The following is a 22,974-nucleotide window of genomic DNA, read 5'->3' on the forward strand; positions in this document are numbered from 1 at the left end:
AAACCAACCTGATGCCAACTGCGGCCTGAAACGAAGCAGCGAAAATGACGCCGCGCAAACCGCCCCTTCAGGAGGCCGAGTGGAATCCTTGCGCAGGGGGACGAGCGGCATGGATGCCGCGAGAGGCGCGCGGGGCCATGGATGGCCCTTCGCGCCGGCCCCCGGAGCAAGGATGGAGCGAGGGAAGTTTGGCGAAGCCAAACCCGGATGTCGGGGCAAGTTTTTTGGTTCCTTTTCAACGATTGGAAAAGGAACTCGCCCGGGAAGGCGAAACAGAAACCATCAGCCCACTCAGAGCTGAGCTGAGCACCGAGACCTCAGCCCTCCCCCCGTCCCGGCATCCGCTGCACCAGCTCATCGAGCAACTTCTGCTCGCGCTTGTCTTCGATTGCACGGGCTTCATCGAGGTAGCGCTGCACCAGCTTGCGCAACCCTTCCAGGCGAGCGTGGCGCTGTTGCCAGGCGGCACGTGCCTTGTCGAGGTTGTCGCGGTGCCATTTGACGCTCTGCGCCTGCTGGCCGATGGCCGATTCCAGCTGGGACAGGAAGCGCTGGTAGTTCATCAGCCACTGGCCGGAAACCCCGCGCTTGCCCTCCTCGATCCACTGCTGCTGGTAGTCGCCACGATAGCGTTCCAGCTCGCCGAGCTTCATCTCCGCCTGGGTCACCTGGCCCTGGCAGCGGCCCAACATGCGCGCCGCCTCGCGCTCGGCGCGGGCGGCCATTTCGACTACCGGCGCCAGGCGCGCCGCACGGGTGCCGGACATGGGTTATCAGCCCTGGACGCCGAGGGAAGCCGCCAGGCGCTGGGCGCTCGGGGCCAGGCCTTCGCTCTCGTCCAGGGCCTGGCGCAGGAAGGCGCTCATGGTCGGCTGGCGGGCGATGGCCAGGTCGGTATCGGGATCGCCGCCGGCGACATAGGCGCCCACGCTGATCAGGTCGCGGCTCTGCTGGTAGCGCGACCAGAGCTGCTTGAAGCGCTGGGCCAGCTTCATTTGCTCCGGACTGACCACCTGGGGCATGACCCGGCTGATGGACGCCTCGATATCGATGGCCGGGTAGTGGCCTTCCTCGGCCAGGCGACGGGACAGCACGAAGTGGCCATCGAGCACGCCGCGCGCGGCGTCGGCGATGGGGTCCTGCTGGTCGTCACCCTCGGAAAGCACGGTGTAGAAGGCGGTGATGGAGCCGCCGCCCTGCTCGGCATTGCCGGCGCGTTCCACCAGCTTCGGCAGCTTGGCGAACACCGAGGGCGGATAGCCCTTGGTGGCCGGCGGCTCGCCGATGGCCAGGGCGATCTCGCGCTGGGCCTGGGCGAAACGGGTCAGGGAATCCATCAGCAACAGGACATTCTTGCCCTTGTCGCGGAAGTATTCGGCGATACGGGTGCAGTACATGGCGGCGCGCAGGCGCATAAGCGGCGCATCGTCCGCCGGCGAGGCCACCACTACGGAACGCTTGAGGCCTTCTTCGCCGAGGATGTGCTCGATGAATTCCTTCACCTCGCGGCCCCGTTCGCCGATCAGGCCGACGACGATGATCTCCGCCTCGGTGAAGCGGGTCATCATGCCCAGCAGCACGCTCTTGCCCACGCCGGTACCGGCGAACAGGCCGAGGCGCTGGCCACGGCCGACGGTGAGCAGCGCATTGATCGAGCGAATGCCCACATCCAGCGGCTCGCTGATGGGGTGGCGCTTCAGGGGGTTGATGGTGGGGCCGTCCATCGGCACCCAGTCCTCGGCCTTCATGCCGCCCTTGCCGTCCAGTGCGCGGCCGGCGCCATCGAGCACCCGACCGAGCATGGACATGCCCATGGGCAGGCGGCCGGTATCCGGCAGGGGCACCACCCGGGCGCCGGGCGCGATGCCCGACAGGCTGCCCACCGGCATCAGGTAGATCTTGCTGCCGGCAAAACCCATCACCTCGGCCTCCACCTGCACCGGGTGATAGCTGTCGTCGTTGATCACCAGGCAACGGCTGCCGACCGGCGCACGCAGGCCTTCCGCTTCCAGGGTGAGGCCCACCATGCGCAGCAGGCGGCCTTCCACCAGGGGTTGCGTGGGCAGGTCGATGACGTCGTTGTAACCCGCCAGGCGCTTGGCGAAGCTGGCCCGCTCAATACGCATGGTCGAGGCTGTCCGGGGCGTCCAGGTCCAGCACCAGGTCGGCGGACGGCGGATGCACCTTCTGCTCGCGCTGTTGCTCGAAGAGTTGCTTCATGGCCTGGGCGAGCCGCGTTTCGATACTGGCATCGATGCGCGAATGTTCGGTCTCGACACGGCAGCCACCCGGCTCCAGGGCTTCGTCCTCGAGGATGCGCCAGCTTTCCTCGTGGCGTTCGCGCAGGGCTTTGACCTGCTCGAAGTCCTGCGGGTTGATGTGGATGCGCAGATTGCTGGCGCCCATGGGCAACAGCTTCAGGGCCTCGCGCAGCACATGGCGGATCTGGCTGGAATCGGTGCGCAGCTCGCGCTGGATCACCTGGCGGGTGATCAGGCTGGTGAGGTGTATCAGGGATTCCTCGATCTGCCGGTCCTGTTCGGCGATGGGCTCCAGCAGCTGGCCCATGAGGGTCTCCAGCTGGGCCACGCGCGCGTTCAGGGCCGTCTCGGCTTCCTGCCGGGCCTTGAGCTGGCCGGCATGGAAGCCGTCGCGCTCGCCGGTGGCGAAGCCTTCGTTGTAGGCGTCCTGGCGGATGGCCTCGAGTTCGTCCAGCGTCAGCGGCTTGACGTCCTCAATGGGCACTTCCTCGATCTGCGGTTCCGGCTCGGGCTCGGCGGCGGTGACCGCCGCTTCCGGCTCGGGCTCGACCTCCGGCTCCGCGCCGGCCGGGTCGAAGCTGGGCAGCGACCAGCGATCGAAGACGTTGACGTCCTTGGCGCGGATCAGTTCGCTTGGCGATTCCTTGCTGGCCATGACCGCCTCAGATCATTTCTTCGCCGCCCTTGCCACCGAGGACGATTTCCCCGGCTTCGGCCATGCGGCGGGCGATGGTGAGGATTTCCTTCTGTGCCGACTCCACGTCGCTGACGCGCACCGGGCCCTTGGCCTCGAGGTCGTCGCGCAGCAGTTCGGCGGCACGCTTGGACATGTTCTTGAAGACCTTTTCCTTGATCGCCTCGTCCGAGCCCTTGAGGGCCAGCACCAGCACATCGGAGGAAACCTCGCGCAGCAGCGCCTGGATGCCACGGTCGTCGACATCGGCCAGGTTGTCGAAGACGAACATCAGGTCCTCGATCTGGGTCGAGAGGTCCTCGTCCACTTCGCGGATCGAGTCCATCAGCTGGCCTTCGACCGAGCTGTCGAGGAAGTTCATGATGTCCGCCGCGCGCTTCACGCCGCCCATGGTGGTGCGGGTGGTATTGGCGTTGCCGGCGAACTGCTTCTCGAGGATCAGGTTGAGTTCCTTGAGCGCGGAAGGCTGCACGGTGTTGAGCGAAGACACGCGCAGGACGATGTCCAGGCGCACCTTGTGGTCGAAGTGGCTGAGCACTTCGGCGGCCTGGTCCGGGTCGAGGTAGGCGACCACGATGGCCTGGATCTGCGGGTGCTCGTAGCGGATCACGTCGGCCACGGCGCGCGGCTCCATCCACTTCAGGCTGTCCAGGCCACTGGTGCTGCCGCCCAGCAGGATGCGGTCGATCAGGTTGTTGGCCTTGTCCTCGCCGAGCGCCTGGGTGAGCATCTTGCGGATGTAGCCATCGGCGCCGACGCCCAGGCTGGTCTGGTCGCCGACCATCTCGACGAACTCGCTCATCACCTGCTCCACCTGTTCGCGGTGGATGTTGCGCATCTGCGCCATGGCGACGCCGACCCGCTGCACTTCCTTGGGCCCCATGTGGCGGAGCACCTGGGCGGCGTCGGTCTCGCCGAGCGACAGCAGCAGGATGGCGGCCTTGTCGACCTTGTTCAGCTTGACCGCGGCGCGATTTTCACTCATCGGAGTTGATCCACTCTTTGACTACCAGGGCCACGCGGCCGGGATCCTCGGCCACCAGGCTCTTGATGGCGTTGAGTTGCGCATCATACCCGTCACTCGGGCTGGGCAGGAGGATGCTTTGCGGGCCGCCCAGGCTTACACGATCGTCCGACAGCTCGCCGGACAGCCCCATTTCGCCCAGGTCGACGTCGCCACCGCGGCCGCCTTCCAGTTCCTTGGACTTGTTGCCGCCGCTGATGTTGTTCAGCACCGGACGCAGCACGCCGAACACCAGCACCAGGATGAACAGCACGCCCAGTACCTGCTTCACCACATCCCAGAACCAGGGCTGGGTGTAGAAGGGAATGTCGATGACTTCTTCGCTGTTGTCGGCCAGGAACGGCGTGTTGATCACGCTGACGCTGTCGCCACGGCTGGCATCGAAGCCCACCGCGTCCTGCACCAGGCGGGTGAAGCGGGTGATCTCGTCGGCGGTCCAGGGTACCCGGCTGGTTTCGCCGGTCTGCGGGTCGACCTTGACCTGGTCGTCCAGCACCACCGCAACGGACAGCCGACGCAGGCGGCCCTGCTGCTGACGGGTGTGGCTGATCGAGCGGTCCAGCTCGAAGTTGCGGGTGGTCTGGTCGCGCTTGTCCGTGGGGAACGGCGCCAGCAGCGGTTTGCCGGTGGCCGGGTCGATGATCTGCTGGCCGTTGTCGTCCAGGATCGGCTGGCCCGGCTGCACGCCGGCCGGCGCGGCACCGGTGGCCTGCTGCGGTGCGGCGCCGGGCGCCGGCGGCTGGTTCGACAGCGCGCCGGGCACGCCCTGGGGGCCGCCATTGTTCTGCCGCTCCTCGGCCAGCTTCTGTTCGCTGCGCAGGGCCGGCTGGTCCGGGTTGAACATCTCGGCGGTGGATTCGACGGCACTGAAGTCCACGTCGGCGGACACTTCCGCCTTGTAGCGCCCGCTGCCCAGCACCGGCTGCAGGATGCTGTGCACGCGCTGGGTGAAGACGGTTTCCATGCGCCGGGTGAAGTCGAACTGGCGGCCGGCCATGGTCAGCTCGGAGAGTTCCTGCTGGTCGGAGAGCAGGTTGCCGCGCTGGTCGACCACGGTGATCTGGGACTTCTCCAGTTCCGGCACGCTGGTCGCCACCAGATTGACGATGGCCATCACCTGGCTCGGCTCCAGGGAGCGGCCGGGATAGAGTTCCACCAGCACCGAGGCGCTGGGCTTGCGCTCGTCGCGGACGAACACCGAGCTTTTCGGGATGGCCAGGTGCACGCGGGCACCCTTGACGTTGTTCAGGCTGGAAACGGTCCGCGCCAATTCACCTTCCAGGCCCCGGCGATAGCGGGTGGCCTCCATGAACTGGCTGGTGCCCAGACCCTGCTCCTTGTCGAGGATCTCGAAGCCGACCGTGTTGTCGCTGGGGGTGACGCCGGCGGCGGCGAGCTTCATGCGCGCACGGGCGAGGTCCTCGGACTTCACCAGCAGGGCGCCGGAGTTGGGTTCGATCTTGTAGCCGATGTCGGCGGCGGTCAGGGCTTCCACCACCTGGTTGGCGTCCAGCCCGGAAAGGCTGCCATAGAGCGGGCGGTAGTCCGGTTGCTGGGACCAGAGCACCACGGCGAAGCCGATGGCGACGCTGGCGGCCAGGCCGACCAGCAGACCCACCTGACGCAGCATGCTCATCTGCGAGAGGTTTTCCAGGAAGGACAAGCCGAACAGCGGCTTCTTCTCTTCCCCGGAGTCCGACCCGTCTACCTTGGCAGGGACCTTTGCAACAGCGGCTTCAGCCATTTCTCAATCCGCCCTCAAACCGGCATCTGCATGATGTCTTGGTAGGCCTGGACCAGCTTGTTACGCACCTGGGTCATGGCCTCGAAGGAAACGCTGGCCTTCTGCGACGCGATCATCACATCGGTGAGGTCCACACCCTTCTGGCCGACCTCGAAGGCGGTGGCCATGTCGGTGGAGACTTTCTGGGTGGCGGCCACCTTGTTCACGGCCTGCCCAAGCATGTCGGCGAAACTCGGCAGCTCCGCCGCGGGGGCTTCCACGGGGGCCGGCTTGCGCGCCATGGCATCCATCTGCATGGCCCGCATTTCCAACATCAGGCGATTGAATTCAACACCCTGGCTCATCACTTACTCCTTCAACTGCCGCGATTTTTTGACGCTACGCGGTCCGATGCAGGGGTATCTGCAACAAGGGTGCCAATCGGCGGGAATTCTGAAAGCAAAAAGCCCGGCGCAGGGCCGGGCCTTTGGATTCAACCGTAGGATGGGTAGAGCGGAGCGAAGCCCATCATCCGCACTCGATGGGTTTCGCAGGCTCGCGGACCGCCGCCTGCCCCATCCTGCAAGGCTGGCTCCGGCCTCAGCTGGCGTACAGGTAGGCCTCGACATCCATGCCCGCATCGCGCATCTGCGCCAGCTTGTAGCGCAAGGTACGCGGGCTGATGCCCAGGCGCTCGGCGGCTTCCTTGCGGCGGCCGCGCTCGGAACGCAGGGTATCGATGATCATCTGGAACTCGTGGCGGCGCAGGTCATCGCCCAGGGCACTGGGCGCCTCGACCGGCAGGCTGGGCGCGGCGGCCAGGGGCAGCGACACCACGGACGCGGGCAGCGGCGCCGGCGAAGGCGCGATGGCCATGCCGATGGGCGCCGTCAGGCACAGGTCATGGGGCTGGACCAGGCCACCCTGCTACAGGATCAGCGCGCGCTGCACGGCGTTGTCCAGTTCGCGCACGTTGCCCGGCCAGCCGTGGGCCAGCAGGGCCGCCTGGGCGTCGGTGGAGAAGCGCACGGCGGCGTGGTTCATTTTTTTGACGTGCTTGGCCAGCAGGCGCTCGGCCAGCGGCAGGATATCGGCGGGACGCTCACGCAGCGGACGCCAGGCCAGGGGGAACACCGAGAGGCGATAGTAGAGGTCCTCGCGGAAACGCCCCGCCGCCACTTCGCCGGCCAGATCACGGTTGGTGGTGGCGAGCACGCGGATATCCAGGTTGATCGGCCGACGCGCGCCGACCCGCTCCACTTCCCGCTCCTGCAGCACGCGCAGCAGCTTGGCCTGCAGGCCCAGGGGCATTTCGGAAATCTCGTCGAGCAGGATGGTGCCGCCGTCGGCCAGTTCGAACTTGCCCGGCGCGCTGGCGATGGCGCCGGTGAAGGCGCCCTTCTCGTGGCCGAACAGGGTGGCCTCGAGCATGTTGTCCGGAATCGCCGCGCAGTTGATGGCGATGAAGGGGCCGCCCGCGCGGGGCGATTGCTGGTGGATGTACTGCGCCAGCACTTCCTTGCCGGTGCCGGACTCGCCGGAGATGAGCACGGTTGAATCGCTGCGCGCCACCCGCGCGGCCAGTTCCAGCAACTGGCGGCTGGCCGGCTCCAGGGCCACCGGGCCGTCATTGGCGGCCTGGCTGACGCGGCCCAGGGCATGGCGCGCCACCAGTTCCAGCAAGGTGGCGGGTTCGAAGGGTTTCAGGAGGTAGTCGGCGGCGCCCTGGCGGATGGCGTCCACCGCGCGCTCCACCGCACCGAAGGCCGTCATCAACAGCACCGGCAGTTGCGGATGGCGCTGGCGAACGATGCCCAGCAATTGATGGCCGTCCATGCCCGGCATGTTGACGTCGCTGACCATCAGGCCGAAGGGCTCCTCGCCCAGCGCTTGCAGGGCTGCCTCGGCGCAGTCCACCGCACGGTAGTCGTAGCCACCGATCAGCAGGGTGTCCGCCAGGGCTTCACGCAGGGCGCGGTCATCTTCAACCAGCAGAATTTTGGCAGTCATCGTCCGTTACTCCTGTATGACCGATTGCGCCGCGGGAATCAGCGGCAGTACCAGGGTGGCGCAGGTGCCGCGGCCGAGCCGCGAGCGCAGTTGCAGTTCGCCGCGATGGGCGCGCGCCACCGCCTTGACCACGGCCAGCCCGAGGCCGGTGCCGGTGGTCTTGGTGGTGAAGAAGGGTTCGCCCAGGCGCGCCAGGGTGGCGGCGTCGATGCCGGGGCCGTTGTCACTGATGGTCAGGCGCAGGTCGCCGCCACGTCGGTAGAGGTGCACCTTCAGGCGCAGCTCGCGGCCGGCGGCCTGGTTGGCGTTCTCGATCAGGTTGAGCATCGCCCCGACCAGGGTGTCGCGGTTGCACAGCAGCTCGCCGTCGTTGAGGTCGCACTGCCAGCGTACTTCACGCTCCTGCACATGGGATTCGGCGGACGTACGCAAGGCATTGAACAGCGCCGAGGGCGCCAGCCGGTCCGGCAATGGCAGCTCGCCACGGGCGAACACCAGCATGTCGCGGACCTGATGTTCCAGCTCGTGCAGGCGCTCCTTGAGGCGGCCGGCGAAACGTTGCTGCTGGTCGGTCGGCAAGACCTGCTGGGTCAGGTGGCTGGCATAGAGCAGCGCGGCGGAAAGCGGCGTGCGGATCTGGTGGGCCAGGGAGGCGACCATGCGCCCCAGGGCGGAAAGACGTTCGGAACGGGACAGCTGGTCCTGCAGGCGACGGGTTTCCGTCAGGTCGGTGAGCAACACCAACTGGCCGGGTTCGGCATTCAGGGAGCGGGTGGCGATGGACAACCGGCGGCCGTCCTTGAGGGAGATTTCGTGGCCGTCGTCTTCACGCGGGGCGAAGTTGCGCGCGATCACTTCGCGCCAGAGCATGCCCACCAGCGGCTTGCCGAGCAGGCTGCGCGCCACGGGATTGGCTTCACGCACCACGCCCTGCCCGTCGATCACGATGACACCGCCGGGCAGCAGGTCCAGCAGGCTTTGCAGGCGGTTGGCCAGGCGTTCCTTCTCGGCCAGTTCCTGCATGCGCTGGGCACTGACCAGGGCCAGTTCACCCTTGAGCTCGGTAACCCTCGCCTCCAGCATGCTGTAGGACTCGCTGAGCTGGACGGACATCTGGTTGAACAGCGCAAAAGCCTGTTCAAGACCAGCGCGGCCGGCCTGTTCGGCGGGGGTGTTTTCCGGGGTCGGTACAGGGATGACGGCTTGGCTCATGCTCTTCTCTCACTCCATCGACCGTCAGCAGACGGTCGGTCGAGTGAGATGTAGCAATACCCGTGCCTAAAATTTAATCCTTTAAAAACAAGGACTTGGAAAAAGCGGAATTATTCCTCCGCCAATTCCTCGTCGCGGCGGCTCATGCCGTACTTGCGCATCTTCTCCACCAGGGTGGTGCGGCGGATGCGCAGGCGTTCGGCGGCGCGGGCCACGACACCGGAGGCGTCGTCCAGCGCCTGCTGGATCAGCCCCTGCTCGAGGTTGCCGAGGTAGTCCTTGAGGTCCAGCCCTTCCGGCGGCAGCAGCGCCGGCGAGGCGATGCCCGGCAGGCCGGCACCGATGGCCGAGCGCTCCTCGATCTCTTCGCGCAGGGTGGCCTTGAGCTGCTCGTCCTCGTCGTCCACATGGCGGAATTTCTTCGGCAGTTCGCTGACGCCGATGACGCCGTAGGGATGCATGATCGCCATGCGCTCCACCAGGTTGGCCAGCTCCCGGACGTTGCCCGGCCAATCGTGGTTGCACAGGGACATGATGGCGGCGGAGTTGAAGCGGATGGAGCCGCGCTTCTCGTGTTCCATCCGCGAGATGAGTTCGTTGATCAGCAGCGGGATGTCTTCCACGCGCTCACGCAGCGGCGCCATCTCGATGGGGAAGACGTTGAGGCGGTAGTAGAGGTCTTCGCGGAAGCTGCCGGCCTCGATCATCTGCTCGAGGTTCTTGTGGGTGGCGGCGATGATGCGCACATCCACGTTCTGGGTCTTGTTGCTGCCGACACGCTCGAAGGTGCGCTCCTGCAGCACGCGCAGCAGCTTGACCTGCATCGGCAGCGGCATGTCGCCGATCTCGTCGAGGAACAGGGTACCGCCGTTGGCCAGCTCGAAGCGCCCTGCCCGGCTGGTGATGGCGCCGGTGAAGGCACCCTTCTCATGGCCGAAGAGTTCGCTTTCCAGCAGCTCCGCCGGAATCGCGCCGCAGTTGACCGGCACGAAGGGCGCTTCGCGACGCTTGGAATGGTAGTGAAGGTTGCGCGCCACCACTTCCTTGCCGGTGCCGGACTCGCCGAGGATCAGCACGCTGGCGTCGGTGTCGGCCACCTGCTGCATCATCTGGCGGACCTGCTGGATGGCACGGCTGGTGCCCACCAGGCTGCGGAACAGGTTGGGTTCGCGCTGGCGGCCACGCTCGCGGGCGTGGTCGTACATCTCGCGGTAGACCTGGGCGCGATGCAGGGAGTCGAGCAGCTTGTTGTAGCTCGGCGGCATCTCCAGGCTGGCCAGCAGGCGACGGCGCAGGTCTTCCGGCCATTCGGCCTGGACCTGGTCGCCGATCAGCAGCACCGGCAGGAACTCGTCCCACTCCAGCAACTGCTTGATCATTTCGAGCACGCCTCCCTTGGCGCTGACTTCGCCGAGCATGACGCAGAGGACGTCACGGCTGGAATTCAGCGAACCCGTCACGTCGCGCCAATCGTCGCTGCCGCAGGCCAGGTACTCTTCGCCGAGGAAATTCAGGATCACCGCGAACTCGCGGCGGCGATCGCCATTGTCGTCGATCAGCAGAATCTTGGTTTCACGCCACATTGTCTGGTTCTTGCTTTTAGGGCTGAACGCCGTGTTCCACAGCGCATGGGCAGACGGTGCTTCCCGGGAGGGGATTTGACCGGCAATTGGCCACTAGTAAAGTGAAAAAACCTTGCCGAGTCAATTTTATGGCGTGCTTTTTTTGTTCGAGCCGACGGAATGGCTAAGCGGCTGACAGAACAATATCGAACTAGTGGCAGATGAGTAGTGCGGGGCCATCAGCCGAACAGCTTGTACACCTTGGCGCCCTGCTGGGCCTGGTTGAGCTGGATCAGTTCGCCCGCGATGCGCTGCTGCTCGGCCTGGCAGATGGTCACCAGCTCGCGGTACAGCGCCAGCAGTTCCTGCATGCGGCTGCCGAGCTGCTCGGGGTCTTCGACGGCATCGATCATGGCGTCGTCGACGGCCTGGCGGCAGAGCTGGTCGAGCTCGCCAATGGCCGCCCAGTCCTTGCGGGCCAACGCTTCACGCAGGGCGCTGCCGGTTGCTTCAAGACGCTGGACTGATGCATTCATCGAAAATTCTCCTGCCAAACGGGCATCACTGAGCGATGCCATCCCACCCGGTTTTCACGTCACGCAACAGCCCGGCCACTTCGTCCACCAGGGCAGCGTCGCTTTTCAGGTTCGCTTCGAGGAGGCGGGACATCATGTACTCGTAGAGCGAATCGAGGTTGGCCGCGATATCGCCGCCCTGCTCGAAGTTCAGGCCATCGCGCAGGCCACCGATGATAGCGATTGCCTTGCCGATCAGCTCGCCTTTTTGCGCCAGCTGGCCGCGCTCGATGGCGCCACGGGCTTGAGCGAGACGGGTCAGGCCGCCTTCCATGAGCATCTGGATCAGCCGGTGGGGGCTGGCGTCCACGGCCTTGGCCTGGGTGTTCACGGACTGGTACTGCTTGAGGGCCGCCATCGCGTTCATGTTCGCTCTCGCTCGTGTGTCGGGCTGTGATACCCAAGGTATCGGCAGCACCAGCGAGAGCTTTAGCCCGCAGCTTTGCGCAAATCAGGAAATTTCCGCGGGGACCGCTGTGTTCACTTCCGGGCCGATGGAGTCCCAGGCCTGCTTGATCTCCAGCAGCAGCGCCTCGACCTCGTCTATGGGGCGCGGCGAGTTGTCCAGGGCGACCCTGGACAGGCGACGGGTCATGTAGTCGTAGAGGGCATCGAGGTTCTCGGCGATCTCGCCACCGAGCTGCTTGTCCAGGCTGCCCTGGAGCACGCCGATGATGCTGAGGGTGGAGCCGACCGCCATGCCACGAACTTCCGGGTTGCCGGTTTCGAGGCCATGGCGAGCGAGGGAAAGGCGTTCCAGGGCGCCGTCCAGCAGCAACTGCACCGCGCGGTACGGGGCGACTTCCTGACTGGTCTTGACCTGCTTGTAGGTATCGATCGGATTGGCCATTGCTTAGCTCTGCTTCACTACGCCGGGAAGGTTGGAGATAGCCTGGATCAACCGATCGCCGGTGGTGTTCAGGTTGGCGATCAGCGAGTCCATGGCGTTGTATTGGGCGTACAGACGGGTCTGGACCTTGGCGATACGCTCATCGAGCTTGGTGCGCTGGTCCTTCACCGAGTCGAGGGTGCTCTGCAGGCCGTCCTGGCGCTGGGACAGGATGCCGCCGGCCTGGGTGTAGACGTCCAACTTGCCGTTCAGGCGGGACGTCAGGCCATTTTCGCCGGTGAAGAAACCGGCAACGGATTCGTATTGGGTGCTGAGGGCCTTGTCGAGCTTGGTGTCGTCGATCTTCAAGGTGCCGTCTTTCTGGGTGGTGATGCCCAGGTCCGACAGGATCGAAATTCCACCGCCCTGGCCGGACGGGTTCACCAGCTCGTTGCGTACGGTGGACAGCAATGAACGCACCGTGGCGTCGCCCACCAGCGCGCCGGTCACGGGGGCGCTGCTTTCGCCAACGGAGGTTACGGCGGTCAGGGTCTTGGTCACCCCTATCATCTTGTTGTAGGCGTCGACGAACTTCTTGATGTTGCCCTTCACGCTCGACGTGTCTTCGGCGACCGTCACCGTGAACTTCTTGCCGGGCTCCGCGCTCACCAGGTTGAGGGTGACATCGGAAATCGCGTCGGACACGGTGTTGCTGGAGCTGCGCAGGCTCAGGCCGTCGATGGTGAACTCCGCGTCCTGGGCCTGGGTGATGTAGCCGCTGCTTGTAGCGCTGGCGCCATCGAGCGCGGCAAGTGCGCCGGTCGGCTTGGACGCCGCGTTGTTATCGGCGAATTGGCCGATGCGGAAGTCTTCCAGGCCGGCGGATGTCTGGACATAGATGTCCTTGCCCGCGCCGGTGGTGTTGGAGCTGAGCACCAGGCGAGAAGAGCCATCCGCCGGGTTGCTGACGATGTTGGCGCTGACGCCCTTGTCTTTCAGCGCGGTGTTCAGGCTGTCGCGGATTTCGGACAGGCTCGCGCCAGCGGCGACCTGCACATCGACGCCACGATCATCGGGGCCGAGCTTGACGGTGAGGGTCCCGGCTGCGGCCGCAGTCTCGCCCTTGGCGAAGCTTGCGGTCCCCACCTTGCTGGCGGCTGCGAGCTTCTCGACCGTCAGCTGGTAGGTTCCGGCGCTGGCCTTGTTCGTGGCCGTAACGGTAGCCAGGTCGGTATTGCTCGATTTGGCCGAACGCTTGGCGAACAGGTCAGCGGAGTTGAGGTCCTTCAGCGCGGTCTGGAAATCGCTGATGGCGCTCTTGAGCTGGCCGACAGCCGAGAACTTCGACGTCGCGCTCTTCTCCACTCGCGCCAGCTGGGCGTCCTTGGGCGCTCTCTCGGCGTCCACCAGGGCCTTCACGATGCTGTCGATGTTGATGTTCGAACCGAGTCCGGTTACGCCAGCCATTTTCCGTTACCTCGCCAATCGTCTGACACCTGTGTCAATCAACGATAAAGCAGTCAAGAATCGTGCCACCACGTACGCCAGTGCCAACCTGGCTGTCAGGCTTCCGCCTTGAACAGCAGGCTGCGCATTTCCGACAGGCTTTCCGCCAGTTTCAATGCGTCTTCAGAGGGGATCTGCCGGATAACCTCGCCGGACATCGAGTCGGTTACCTGCACCACCACTCGGCCGCTGCTGTCGTCCACATCGAAGTTCAGGTTGCGGCGAATGCTCTGCACGAACTCCTGAATGCTGGAGGCCGCTGCTGCCACCGGTGCGGTGTCTTCCTCGGTCTGGGACTTCTCGCGCTCCAGCTCGGCAACCTTCTCAGGGGTTTCCTTCGCCACCGGACCACGGAGTGCGCCAGTGCCGGCAGGCGTCGCGCTTACACCTTTGCTCGTCAGGTTGACTGTTCCGATATCCATTGTGCTCACCTCACAAACGGCAAGAAGGGGGGAAGCGCCAAGCACTTCCCCCCGCGTTCAACGCCTTGCCTCGTCCGGGCCTTAGCCCAGGAGGCTGAGGACGGCCTGCGGCAGCTGGTTGGCCTGGGCCAGGATCGAGGTACCTGCTTGCTGCAGGATCTGGTTCTTGGTCAGGTTAGCGGTTTCCGCCGCGAAGTCGGTGTCCTGGATACGGCCACGGGCTGCCGACACGTTCTCCGAGATGTTCTGCAGGTTGCCGATGGTGTTCTCGAAGCGGTTCTGCACCGCACCGAGGTCGGCGCGCTGGGAGTCGATCATCTTGATCGCCTGGTCGATCACCAGCACGGCTTCCTGGGAGTTCTGCACCGTGGTCACGTCGATGTCGGAGATCTTGTCTTCGGTCACGGCGGTGGCGGCGGTGTAGGTGCCCGCGGTGATGCCGGTCGGAGCGCCGCTGAAGCTCAGGGCGGTCAGCTGGTTGGCACCATCCTTGTCCTGGGACACGATCTTCATCGCGCCATTGTCGTCCACGAAGGCACCCACGCCGAGGTTGGCGTCGTTGATCGCGGCGCCCAGGGCGCGGGAGGCTTCGACCGCAGTCGCGCCGCTGGCGATGTTGGCCTCGACGGTCATGGTCTTGCCGTCGACGGTCAGGGTCACCGAAGCGGTGCCGGAAGCGGTGGCGGTACCGGTGGCGGCGGTGACGCTGCCTTCGTAGTACTTGCCGGTCAGCGAGTCGGTGCTCATCTCGTCGATGTTGACGCTGATGGTTTCGTTCGCGGCGCTGCCCACCTGGAAGGTGGTGGTGCCGAAGGTGCCGTCCAGCAGCTTCTTGCCACCGAAGGTGGTGGTGTTGGAGATACGGTTCAGTTCTTTCTTCAGCTCGGTCACTTCGGCGTTCAGGGCCTTGCGCTCGTCGTCGCTGTTGGAACCGTTGGCGGACTGCAGGGACAGGTCACGCATACGCTGCAGGATGCTGGTGGACTGCTGCAGGGCGCCTTCAGCGGTCTGCGCCATGGAGATGCCGTCGTTGGAGTTCTTCACTGCCACGCCCAGGCCGTTGATCTGGCTGCTCAGGCGGTTGGAGATCTGCAGGCCTGCGGCGTCGTCCTTGGCGCTGTTGATGCGCGAACCGGTGGACAGACGTTGCAGGGAAGTATCCAGCGCACGGGAGGAGGTGTTCAGGTTGCGCTGGGTATTCAGGGAAGCGATGTTCGTGTTGACGGTCAAAGCCATGGTCGTGTCCTCCAAGGACTGCGTGTTTGCCTGAGCTTGCGAGCTTGGGTGGGCATCGCCCAGGCACCCATTAAGTTCGCATTCGTAATTCGTATCGGCGGTGTCTCGGGAAGCTTTAGGGGGGTGGGTGAAAAAAAATCTTCCGCCCCTTGCTTTTCCGTATTTACGCCTGCCTTCCACTCTCCTTATCGACGCGTTCCGAAGAAACTGAAGGGTTTTCTCTGTGTTCCCCATCACGCAAAACGACAAGGCCCCGTCGAATGACGGGGCCTTGTCGGGGTGAGCGGAATGCCGGGCTCAACGTCAGTCGGGCATCCAGGCCCGGCGCCAGAGCTCCAGGTTCTCGCCTTCCAGCATCCAGTCACGGCGGACGACGGCTTGCAGCTCATCGCCCAGTCGCGCGGCGCCATCGAGGTCGGACAGGTGCATGCGGATGGCATCCACCCAATCCTTGAAGCGGTTCTTGACGCGGGTAACCGGCAGGTCGCCCTGGTAGCAGCGGATATCGCTGCAGATCACCGGGAAGCCGCACGCGCCGTACTCCAGCAGGCGCAGGTTGCTCTTGCACTCGTTGAACAGGTTCTGCTCGACGGGCGCCAGCGCCAGGTCCAGGTTCAGCGCCGCCAATGCCTTCGAGTACTTGTTGATCTCGACCCCCGTGTGAACCTCTTTCACATAGGGACGGATGGCCTCCGGGCACATGCCGAAGAACACCCAGTCCACCTCGTTCGCCAACTCCTTGACGACGTCGATGATCATTTCCAGATCACCCGTGTGCCCCGCGCCGCCGGCCCAGCCAACCCTGGGTCGGGCAGCGGTGCGACGCTGGCTGTGCAGGTCGCCCCACCAATGCAGGGGCAGGCGGTTCTCCACCACCTGGATCCGCTCGTGCAGGCCGGCGAAGGCCTCGGCCAGCGGCGCGGTGGACACCACGAAGCGATCGACCAAATCGAAGCCCCGGCGCAGGGAGCGCAGGACGTCCTTGGGCATGTGCTGGCGGTGCGCGTTCTTCAACGGCAGGTTGGGCAAGTAGTCATCCAGCTCGTAGACCTTGAAGGCCGACGAGAAGGCCTTCATCCGCCGCATGGCTTCCAGGCGCTCCTCGCCTATCTGGCGCTGCAGCAGGATGACGTCCGGCTCGTAGCGCTCCAGGTCGGCCACCGGCAGCAGGCTGGTTGACATGGCCCCTTCGATCAGACCGGCGTTCTGCAGGGCGGTGAAGGGCTGGACCACCCGGTAGTGGCCGCAGCCGTACAGGTCGGCGGGATGCGCCAGCACGCGCGGCAGGGGCCGCCACGACTGCAACGGGCGCCAGGCCAGGTTGGGGTCCGCCAGCTTGAAGCCTGGCTCGGCGAGCAGCGAGAGCCCGGGGTTGTAGGCCGGGTCGCGGGCCAACACGGGCAGCCAGCGGGCGTACATCACGTCTTCCTCGGCGTGGCTCGCTTCCGGCTGGGGTTGCGACTCCATCAGGATCTGCACCCGTGGCGTCCAGACATTGAGGTAGCCCGCCTGGCGAATGCGCAGGCAGAGATCGACGTCCGCCCAGTTGGCCAGCTGCGGGTCTTCGTCGAAGCCGCCCAGCTCGAGGAACAGGTCACGGCGGAGCATCAGGCACTCGCCGCTCAGCGCCGAATAGTTCTGGTCCACTTGCAGGCGCTGCAGGTAGCCGGCGCTGTCGTGGGCCATGCCCTCGAACGCGCGCCCGGCCGGGCCACGCAAGCCCAGCAGCAGCCCGGCATGACGGATGCGCCCGTCGGAGGTCAGGAGCTTGCCACCCACCGCGCCCACTTCAGGACGCAGCGCGTGGTTGAGCAGTTGTTGCAGCCAGTCCTGGTCGACTATCCCGGCGCCGACGCCGAGCCAGAGCAGCAGGTCGCCACGGGCTTCGCTCGCCGCGTGGTTGCAGGCGGCCTCGCGGGAAACATCCGCCGGGTAGGTCAGCACCCGCAGGCGGTCCTCGCCCATCCCGCCGATGGCGGACAGCCATTCGCGGGTCTGCGGCTCACTGCTGCCCAGGTCCAGCAGCATGATCTCGTAATGGGGGTAGGTGATGTTCTCCAGCAGCGTTTCCAGGCAGCGCTGGACATGGCTGAGCTGGTCCTTGACCGCCACCAGGATGCTCACCGAGGCCTGCACGGCGTGGCCATAGTCCAGCTCGTAGCAGCCCGGCTTGCGCGAAAGCACCTGGGGCTCGGCATAGCCGCGGGCTCGCAGGTGGCGCTCGATGGCCTGCCGCTCGTGGGGGTTGTCCTCGAGGCGGAAGGCATCGCTGACCACCAGCGGCTCGCTGATGTGACCGATCCCCCCGAGGCCTTGTTGCTCGATCAGGCGCAGCAGGAACTCCAGCTCGAACGCCTGGGCGAACGCGCCATCGAAGCCCGCCATGGCGAGGAAATTGTCACGCCGCAGCAGCCAGTGCCGGGCCATGCTGGCCGGCAGGCTGAGGAGCAGGTCGAGGTTGAAGTCCGGGCGCAGCGCCACGCCCAATCCTCCATCGCTGCCGCGCATCACGCCGTCGGCGTAGACCGCGAGGCACGACTGCCCCTCGATCAGGTCCAGCGCCGCCACCAGCAAGCCGCTGGGGGTGAATTCGACACCCGCCTCCACCACCTGCAACCAATCGGCGCTCACCCGCTCCGCCGCGCGGTTGAGCGCCTCCACCTGGGCACCGGGTTCGGCCGGCAACGGCTCAGCGGATCGCCCGGCCAGCGCGGCCGGGTCGGTGGAGAGGACCTGGACGCTTATCTTGCGGTAGAGGTTGACAGTCTCCAGGCTTGCCACGGTGCGTTCCACCGCCTCGGCATCGCCCAGGCGGTCGAACACCAGCACGGCGATGCTCGGCCCGCCGTCGACTGCCTGCAGGCGTTGCTCGATCAGGGCCATCTGCTGTTCGCTCGGCACCCGCTCGGCCAGCCAGGCACTGACCGCCATGCCGCCCTGGCTCGCCGCCCGGTTCAGCGCGGCCAGGAGGTCCAGCGGCTTGAACACGCGGCTCTTGAGCCGGGTGATCGGGGCTACCTCCACCAGGCTGCTGTTGGCGTCGGCCCGGTACCAGCCGAGGTCACGGATACCCTGGCGGAAATCGACGTGGCCCTGCTGGCCGATGCCCGGCTTGTCGCGACCGATCTGGCTGTACTGCTCCCGCGACACGCGGAAGTCCGTCAGTGGCCGCGCCAGCATCGCCAGGTGCCCACGTCGCAGCAGCTTCACGTAGAGCGCGAGGTCCGCTACCCAGGTGATGCGCTTGCCGTTGAGCACCGATAGCTGGTCGCCGAACTCCAGCAGGTCGCCACGACGGCAGAGGACGGTACTGGGCTCGCCGATGAAATTGACGGTGTAGTCGGCGAAGAAGCTGACCAGTTGTTCGCCGTTGACCACCACGTCCTCGCGGAAGGGATGGGCGGTTGCCAGGATATCCGGCAGCGGGTTGCCCTCTTCGTCGATACGCCGGCGTCGCGAGCTGGCCAGGGCGATTTCGGAATCGCCCTCCATCACGGCGACCAGCGCCTCGATGCAGTCCGGGTGCAGGCGGTCGTCGTCGTGGAGAAACTTCACGTAGTCGCCGGACGCCAGGGCGATGCCCCGGGCGGCGCTGCGGGTTTCCCAGAGCCGGGTTTCGTTGCGCCGGTAGATGACGGGAAAGTCGGCCTGGGCGCCGAAGGCCTCCACCACGGCCTGCACTTCGTCGCTGCGGCAGTCGTCGCAGACCACCAGTTCCAGCGGTCGGTAGGTCTGGCGCTGGATGCTGTCCAGCGCTTCCTCCAGGTACATCGCCTTGTAGGCGGGCATGACAATGCTGACCAGGGGATTGGATTCGTTGGGATTCGCCACAGCCACTATTGCCTCTTTCCGATGAGTTCATTCAGCTTGCCGACCACCCGCGCGGAATTGCGGTCGTCCTGGAAGCTGAAGAACAGTTTCTTGGTTTGTGCGTAGCGACCGCCGGCCACCTGCCGGGGGCAGGTCAGTTCCTCGTCGAGGGCGCGCAGCAGGTCGTCGAAATCCTTCAGGACCGGCCCGGGGAAGGCCAGTTCCATGTCGTAGAGCAGGCCGTTCTGCCGTGCCTGGTAGTGCTCCAGGTCGTAGGCGAAGCTGAACACCGGCTTGTCCAGGTAGAGCGCGTCGATATAGACGGACGAGTAATCCGTCACCACCAGGTCGGACTCGCGCAACACCGGGGCGATCTCGTGGATGGCCTTGTGGCCCAGGTCGAACAGGGTTTCGCCATCGATATAGCGCTCCATGTTGAACAGCTGGTCGCCCTTGCGGAAGTAATGCATGCGGAAGCCGAACACCGCGTCATGGCGCGCCATCAACGCCTTGAGCCGGGAGATCTGCTCATCGCTGAACTGGTAGCAACTGGCGGCCTCCACCTCGCTCTCGCGAAAGGTCGGTGCGTAGGTCACCAGGCGTCGACCGCGCTTGAAGCGGCGGATGGTGTCGACTTCGCTCGCGAGGAATCCCGGCAGCGCCGCTTCGGGCATGCGCAGGAAGTCGTTGCGCGGCAGGCCGGTCAGCCAGAGGCGGGAATATTCGATGGGGTGGAAGATCGCCGCCATGGCGTAGCTGTCCACCTCCGACGAACACACGAGCCCCTGGTAACGGGCACGCTCGCGGCGCCTGAAGGCGACCCGGTCGGCGTTTTCCCGCAGGGTCGGGTTGGCCAGGGCGAACAGTCGCTTGAGCGGGATGCCGTGCCAGAGGTTGACCACGATGCGCCGGCGCATGGTCGGACGGAGCACGCTGAAGCCGCCATCCGGCCAGCGCCAGGACATATCCAGGGCGATGGAGTTGGTCAGCAGGTAGACGCCGCAGCGGGCCAGGGCGAACAACCCGGCCAGGCTCTGAAGGTCCACCAGGCGGGTGTTGCAGGCCCCTTCCAGGCGCAGGTCCAGGCCTTCGCCGCCACGGGTGAAGATGAGTTTGTGGATCAAAGGGTCAGCCTTGACCGTTTCGAACACGGCCCGGGAGTTCTCGACGAACTGGTCGCTTTTCAACGGATGGACGAAGAACGCCCACAGGTCCATGCGCTTGGGCAACAGGCGGTCGAACAGCCACCAGAGCGGCAACAGCAGCCAGTCGGCCAGGAGCCGGAACGAACCGTGGAAGCTCAAGCGGGCACTCCGCCAGGAGTAAGCACAGGCCTCACGCCGAGGCGGCCCTGGCCGAGGCGATCAGCTCGCAGATGCCCTGCACGTCGTCCAGCCCGAGATCCGGGAAAATTGGCAGGCACAACACCTTGCCGGCCATGCCGCCAGCAATCGGCAGGTTGCTCGGCACGGCGGAAGGCAGGCCACGGTACATGGGGAAATCACTGATCAGCGGGAAGAAGTAGCGCCGCACCATGATCCCCTGGTCGCGCAGATGCTGGTACAGCTGGTCCCGCGAGGTCGGGAAGCCATCCTCCACCAGGATCGGGAAATAGGCATGGTTGGCGAACACCTGGCTGCCCTGCTCCAGGCAGCGCACCCCGGGCACGCCGGCCAGCAGGCGGCGGTACAGGCCATCGATGGCGCGTCGCGCCTCGAAGGCCTTGTCGATGTGCTTGAGCTGCAACAGGCCGAAGGCGGCGTTGATCTCGCTCATCTTGCCGTTGATGCCCGGCGCCACCACCGTCGTTTCATTGACGAAGCCGAAGTTCTTCAGGTGGTTGATCCGCTGCTTTGTCTTGGCGTCGGGGCAGATGATCGCGCCACCCTCGAAGGTGTTGAACACCTTGGTGGCATGGAAGCTCAGCACGCTCAGGTCGCCGTGGCGCAGGATGCTGCCGCCGATATCGCGGACGGCGAAGGCATGGGCGGCGTCGTAGATCACCCGCAGGTTGTAGATGTCGGCGATGCGGTCGATGGCCTCGACATCGCAGGGATTGCCATAGCAGTGCACCGGCAGGATGGCGGTGGTCTGGGGCGTGATGGCCGCCTCGATCTTGGCGGGGTCGAGGTTCAGGGTATGCGGGTCGATGTCGACGAAGACCGGCTTGATGCCGTTCCACAGCAGCGAATGGGCCGTGGCCACGAAGGAATAGGGCGTGGTGATGACCTCACCGGTGATGCGCAACGCCTGTAGCGCGGTGACCAGCGCCAGGGTTCCGTTGGCGAACAGGGCGATATGCTCGACGCCCAGGTATTCGCACAGCGCGCTTTCCAGCGCCTGGTGCATGCTGCCGCCGTTGGTGAGTATCCGGCTGTCCCAGATCTTCTCCAGGTAGGGAACGAAGTCCTCCAGGGGCGGCAGCAGCGGGCTTGTAACGGGAATCGTCCTGTTCTTCATCATTAGGTACCCGAAGCATGGAAGGGAGCAGCCAGTGCCCGACCGCCGATGGCGGGGGACGTCAGAAAAACGACGTCCAGCGCCGAAAAACGGTCAGGCGAGGCTTACCTTGCAATCGGCGTACCTACTCACCTCAGACCACCCGCATCCCCACCCCGCCGAACTCCGGCGAATGGTAAACCGGGTAGTCGAACGGGCCGACGATGGGAAAGTCCTCGAGCAGCCACGACGTCATCAGCGCGCGACCGATGCGGTAGCGGCCACTGATGGCGCCGCAGCGATAATTGAGGATCAGGCCGAACAGGTCCCCGCTCCGGTGCCCTGCCGGGAAATCGCCCGGCAAGGTCATGCGGTAGCCGTAGACGTTGGGCCGCAGCCGTCCGCGATCCTCGAAGGTAATGATCTCGTCGCCCATCAGGGACTGCATCTCGAACACCACCTCGGTGCCGGCCATCACGGCATCGGGGATGTCCAGTTCCAGTTCCAGCTGGTCGCCGCAGCGGGCCAGCCGGCTGATGTGGAAGAAACCGATGGTGGGAAAGTCGATGCGCGCCAGCTCGCGCGGAACCACCACTTCCTGGCTAGTGAGGAAGGGCTGTTTCCAGTAGCACTTGCCGTCGATCTCGAGGGTCTTGCCTTCGTTCTGCAGGCCGAGCAGGAAGCACAGGCCGCCTACCTCCCCCTGCCGCAGGAGTTCCAGGTAGACCGCGCGGCGCGCCCCAAGCGGCCGCCAGTCCAGGTCGCCGTACAGGGCGAGGATGCGCTGCATGCCCTCGACGAAGACCGCGCGGAAACTCGGCGAGTCGACGATGGAGTACATCACGTGGAGCGCCCGTTGCAGGTTGGTCTCGGCGATCAGGCGGCGGTACCAGTCGGCACCCTCCACCTGCTCGAAGTCCGTCCACTCGATGGTCATCGAGCGAATGCGATCCCGGAAGTTGGATGCAGCCGCCTTGTTCTGGGTGATCGACAGCGCCGTACCCGTCGCCCGTGTGCGCCAGAGATAGACGAGGTCGGTGATGATGGCGGTCTTGCGACTGAGGTAATAGGCCTTGTGCACGAATGGGCGGTCGGCGTAGAGCAGGCCCGGGACCATGCCCAGGCCATGCTCGCGCAGGAAGTCCAGGCGGAAGACCTTGTTCCAGTAGAAGCCGTCGTGCATCAGGTCGGGGAACTCCGCGACCGAGTCGATGACCCGCCGACGGTTCCAGACGAAGGGCTCGTAGAGGAAGGAGACCGCATTCACCACCCCGTCGGTCAGGCGCGCCGCACGGCCGACCACGATGTCGGCGCGCTGGGCCAGGGCTTCCTCCATCAGCAACGCATAGCCGTCCTCGGTGACCACATCATCGGAGTCCACCAGGGCGACGTATTCGCCCTTGGCCAGGGAAATGCCGAGGTTGCCCACGATCGCCCCGCCCTCGTTGGCCTTGGTCAGGCAACGGAAATTCCCATGGCGCGCCTCGTAGGTGCGGCAGATGGCCAGGCTGTCGTCGGTACTGCCGTCATCGATGGCGATGATCTCGATGTTCCGGTAGCGCTGGTTCAGCAGGGAATCGAAGCACTCCTGCAGATACTCCGCAGTGTTGTAGACGAGCACGACGATGGAAAGCAGAGGTTGCATGCGGTAGCTCCGTCAACCAGGGCAAG

Annotated in this window: 18 protein-coding genes and 1 pseudogene; all 19 read right to left on the reverse strand. The window is 65.4% G+C overall.

What is annotated here, in order from left to right:
• Positions 1 to 317: 317 nt before the first annotated feature.
• The 19 genes and pseudogenes from fliJ to PCA10_RS29290 all read right to left on the reverse strand — a co-directional run bounded on the left by fliJ (position 318) and on the right by PCA10_RS29290 (position 22,948).
• On the reverse strand, positions 318 to 767 hold the full coding sequence (fliJ, locus tag PCA10_RS19860; protein WP_016493863.1) for a flagellar export protein FliJ: 450 nt from the start codon (positions 765 to 767) through the stop codon (positions 318 to 320).
• Positions 768 to 773: 6 nt separating this feature from the next.
• Entirely contained in the window at positions 774 to 2,126 is a 1,353-nt protein-coding gene (gene fliI / locus PCA10_RS19865) for a flagellar protein export ATPase FliI (protein WP_016493864.1), read from the reverse strand.
• On the reverse strand, positions 2,116 to 2,916 hold the full coding sequence (fliH, locus tag PCA10_RS19870; RefSeq protein WP_016493865.1) for a flagellar assembly protein FliH: 801 nt from the start codon (positions 2,914 to 2,916) through the stop codon (positions 2,116 to 2,118). The genes fliI and fliH overlap by 11 nt, the downstream gene beginning before the upstream one ends.
• A 7-nt stretch (positions 2,917 to 2,923) precedes the next feature.
• On the reverse strand, positions 2,924 to 3,940 hold the full coding sequence (gene fliG / locus PCA10_RS19875; protein WP_016493866.1) for a flagellar motor switch protein FliG: 1,017 nt from the start codon (positions 3,938 to 3,940) through the stop codon (positions 2,924 to 2,926).
• Positions 3,933 to 5,723 (reverse strand): flagellar basal-body MS-ring/collar protein FliF, encoded by a 1,791-nt coding sequence (gene fliF, locus PCA10_RS19880; RefSeq protein WP_016493867.1) that lies wholly within the window; start codon positions 5,721 to 5,723, stop codon positions 3,933 to 3,935. The genes fliG and fliF overlap by 8 nt, the downstream gene beginning before the upstream one ends.
• A gap of 14 nt (positions 5,724 to 5,737) precedes the next feature.
• Positions 5,738 to 6,067, reverse strand: coding sequence for a flagellar hook-basal body complex protein FliE (gene fliE, locus PCA10_RS19885; protein WP_016493868.1), 330 nt, complete (start codon positions 6,065 to 6,067; stop codon positions 5,738 to 5,740).
• A gap of 235 nt (positions 6,068 to 6,302) precedes the next feature.
• Positions 6,303 to 7,712, reverse strand: a pseudogene (fleR, locus tag PCA10_RS19890) (sigma-54-dependent response regulator transcription factor FleR).
• A gap of 6 nt (positions 7,713 to 7,718) precedes the next feature.
• On the reverse strand, positions 7,719 to 8,924 hold the full coding sequence (locus tag PCA10_RS19895) for a sensor histidine kinase (RefSeq protein WP_016493871.1): 1,206 nt from the start codon (positions 8,922 to 8,924) through the stop codon (positions 7,719 to 7,721).
• A gap of 110 nt (positions 8,925 to 9,034) precedes the next feature.
• Positions 9,035 to 10,507, reverse strand: a complete 1,473-nt coding sequence (locus tag PCA10_RS19900) for a sigma-54 dependent transcriptional regulator (protein ID WP_016493872.1) — start codon at positions 10,505 to 10,507, stop codon at positions 9,035 to 9,037.
• Between the two features lie 218 nt (positions 10,508 to 10,725).
• Complete coding sequence (gene fliT, locus PCA10_RS19905; RefSeq protein WP_016493873.1) at positions 10,726 to 11,022, reverse strand: flagellar protein FliT; 297 nt, start codon at positions 11,020 to 11,022, stop codon at positions 10,726 to 10,728.
• Positions 11,023 to 11,047: 25 nt separating this feature from the next.
• Positions 11,048 to 11,428: a flagellar export chaperone FliS gene (fliS, locus tag PCA10_RS19910; protein ID WP_016493874.1), complete on the reverse strand. Its 381-nt coding sequence runs from the start codon at positions 11,426 to 11,428 to the stop codon at positions 11,048 to 11,050.
• Between the two features lie 84 nt (positions 11,429 to 11,512).
• Entirely contained in the window at positions 11,513 to 11,911 is a 399-nt protein-coding gene (gene fliS, locus PCA10_RS19915) for a flagellar export chaperone FliS (RefSeq protein ID WP_016493875.1), read from the reverse strand.
• Positions 11,912 to 11,914: 3 nt separating this feature from the next.
• On the reverse strand, positions 11,915 to 13,357 hold the full coding sequence (gene fliD / locus PCA10_RS19920; protein ID WP_016493876.1) for a flagellar filament capping protein FliD: 1,443 nt from the start codon (positions 13,355 to 13,357) through the stop codon (positions 11,915 to 11,917).
• A gap of 95 nt (positions 13,358 to 13,452) precedes the next feature.
• A complete protein-coding gene (locus tag PCA10_RS19925) occupies positions 13,453 to 13,818 on the reverse strand; it encodes a flagellar protein FlaG (protein ID WP_016493877.1) in 366 nt (121 codons plus the stop codon).
• A gap of 81 nt (positions 13,819 to 13,899) precedes the next feature.
• Positions 13,900 to 15,054, reverse strand: coding sequence for a flagellin (locus PCA10_RS19930; RefSeq protein ID WP_016493878.1), 1,155 nt, complete (start codon positions 15,052 to 15,054; stop codon positions 13,900 to 13,902).
• 303 nt (positions 15,055 to 15,357) lie between these two features.
• Positions 15,358 to 18,843 carry a glycosyltransferase gene (locus tag PCA10_RS19935; protein ID WP_051148087.1) on the reverse strand — a complete coding sequence of 1,162 codons (3,486 nt, stop codon included), beginning with the start codon at positions 18,841 to 18,843 and terminating at the stop codon, positions 15,358 to 15,360.
• Positions 18,844 to 18,890: 47 nt separating this feature from the next.
• On the reverse strand, positions 18,891 to 20,168 hold the full coding sequence (locus PCA10_RS19940; protein ID WP_016493880.1) for a CDP-glycerol glycerophosphotransferase family protein: 1,278 nt from the start codon (positions 20,166 to 20,168) through the stop codon (positions 18,891 to 18,893).
• Positions 20,169 to 20,199: 31 nt separating this feature from the next.
• Positions 20,200 to 21,324 (reverse strand): DegT/DnrJ/EryC1/StrS family aminotransferase, encoded by a 1,125-nt coding sequence (locus PCA10_RS19945; RefSeq protein ID WP_041770371.1) that lies wholly within the window; start codon positions 21,322 to 21,324, stop codon positions 20,200 to 20,202.
• Between the two features lie 133 nt (positions 21,325 to 21,457).
• A complete protein-coding gene (locus tag PCA10_RS29290; RefSeq protein WP_016493882.1) occupies positions 21,458 to 22,948 on the reverse strand; it encodes a glycosyltransferase in 1,491 nt (496 codons plus the stop codon).
• Positions 22,949 to 22,974: the final 26 nt, after the last annotated feature.

Source organism: Pseudomonas resinovorans NBRC 106553 (assembly GCF_000412695.1).
GTDB classification, from domain to species: domain Bacteria; phylum Pseudomonadota; class Gammaproteobacteria; order Pseudomonadales; family Pseudomonadaceae; genus Metapseudomonas; species Metapseudomonas resinovorans_A.

Coding starts and splice junctions, on each gene's coding strand:
- PCA10_RS19895 (WP_016493871.1), bottom strand. CDS start 8,924: ATGAGCCAAGCCGTCATCCCTGTACCGACCCCGGAAAACACCCCCGCC.
- fliS (WP_016493874.1), bottom strand. CDS start 11,428: ATGAACGCGATGGCGGCCCTCAAGCAGTACCAGTCCGTGAACACCCAG.
- fliI (WP_016493864.1), bottom strand. CDS start 2,126: ATGCGTATTGAGCGGGCCAGCTTCGCCAAGCGCCTGGCGGGTTACAAC.
- fliJ (WP_016493863.1), bottom strand. CDS start 767: ATGTCCGGCACCCGTGCGGCGCGCCTGGCGCCGGTAGTCGAAATGGCC.
- fliH (WP_016493865.1), bottom strand. CDS start 2,916: ATGGCCAGCAAGGAATCGCCAAGCGAACTGATCCGCGCCAAGGACGTC.
- PCA10_RS19925 (WP_016493877.1), bottom strand. CDS start 13,818: ATGGATATCGGAACAGTCAACCTGACGAGCAAAGGTGTAAGCGCGACG.
- fliE (WP_016493868.1), bottom strand. CDS start 6,067: ATGAGCCAGGGTGTTGAATTCAATCGCCTGATGTTGGAAATGCGGGCC.
- fliD (WP_016493876.1), bottom strand. CDS start 13,357: ATGGCTGGCGTAACCGGACTCGGTTCGAACATCAACATCGACAGCATC.
- fliT (WP_016493873.1), bottom strand. CDS start 11,022: ATGAATGCATCAGTCCAGCGTCTTGAAGCAACCGGCAGCGCCCTGCGT.
- PCA10_RS19930 (WP_016493878.1), bottom strand. CDS start 15,054: ATGGCTTTGACCGTCAACACGAACATCGCTTCCCTGAATACCCAGCGC.
- PCA10_RS19945 (WP_041770371.1), bottom strand. CDS start 21,324: ATGAAGAACAGGACGATTCCCGTTACAAGCCCGCTGCTGCCGCCCCTG.
- PCA10_RS29290 (WP_016493882.1), bottom strand. CDS start 22,948: ATGCAACCTCTGCTTTCCATCGTCGTGCTCGTCTACAACACTGCGGAG.
- PCA10_RS19935 (WP_051148087.1), bottom strand. CDS start 18,843: ATGCCCGCCTACAAGGCGATGTACCTGGAGGAAGCGCTGGACAGCATC.
- fliG (WP_016493866.1), bottom strand. CDS start 3,940: ATGAGTGAAAATCGCGCCGCGGTCAAGCTGAACAAGGTCGACAAGGCC.
- PCA10_RS19900 (WP_016493872.1), bottom strand. CDS start 10,507: ATGTGGCGTGAAACCAAGATTCTGCTGATCGACGACAATGGCGATCGC.
- fliF (WP_016493867.1), bottom strand. CDS start 5,723: ATGGCTGAAGCCGCTGTTGCAAAGGTCCCTGCCAAGGTAGACGGGTCG.
- fliS (WP_016493875.1), bottom strand. CDS start 11,911: ATGGCCAATCCGATCGATACCTACAAGCAGGTCAAGACCAGTCAGGAA.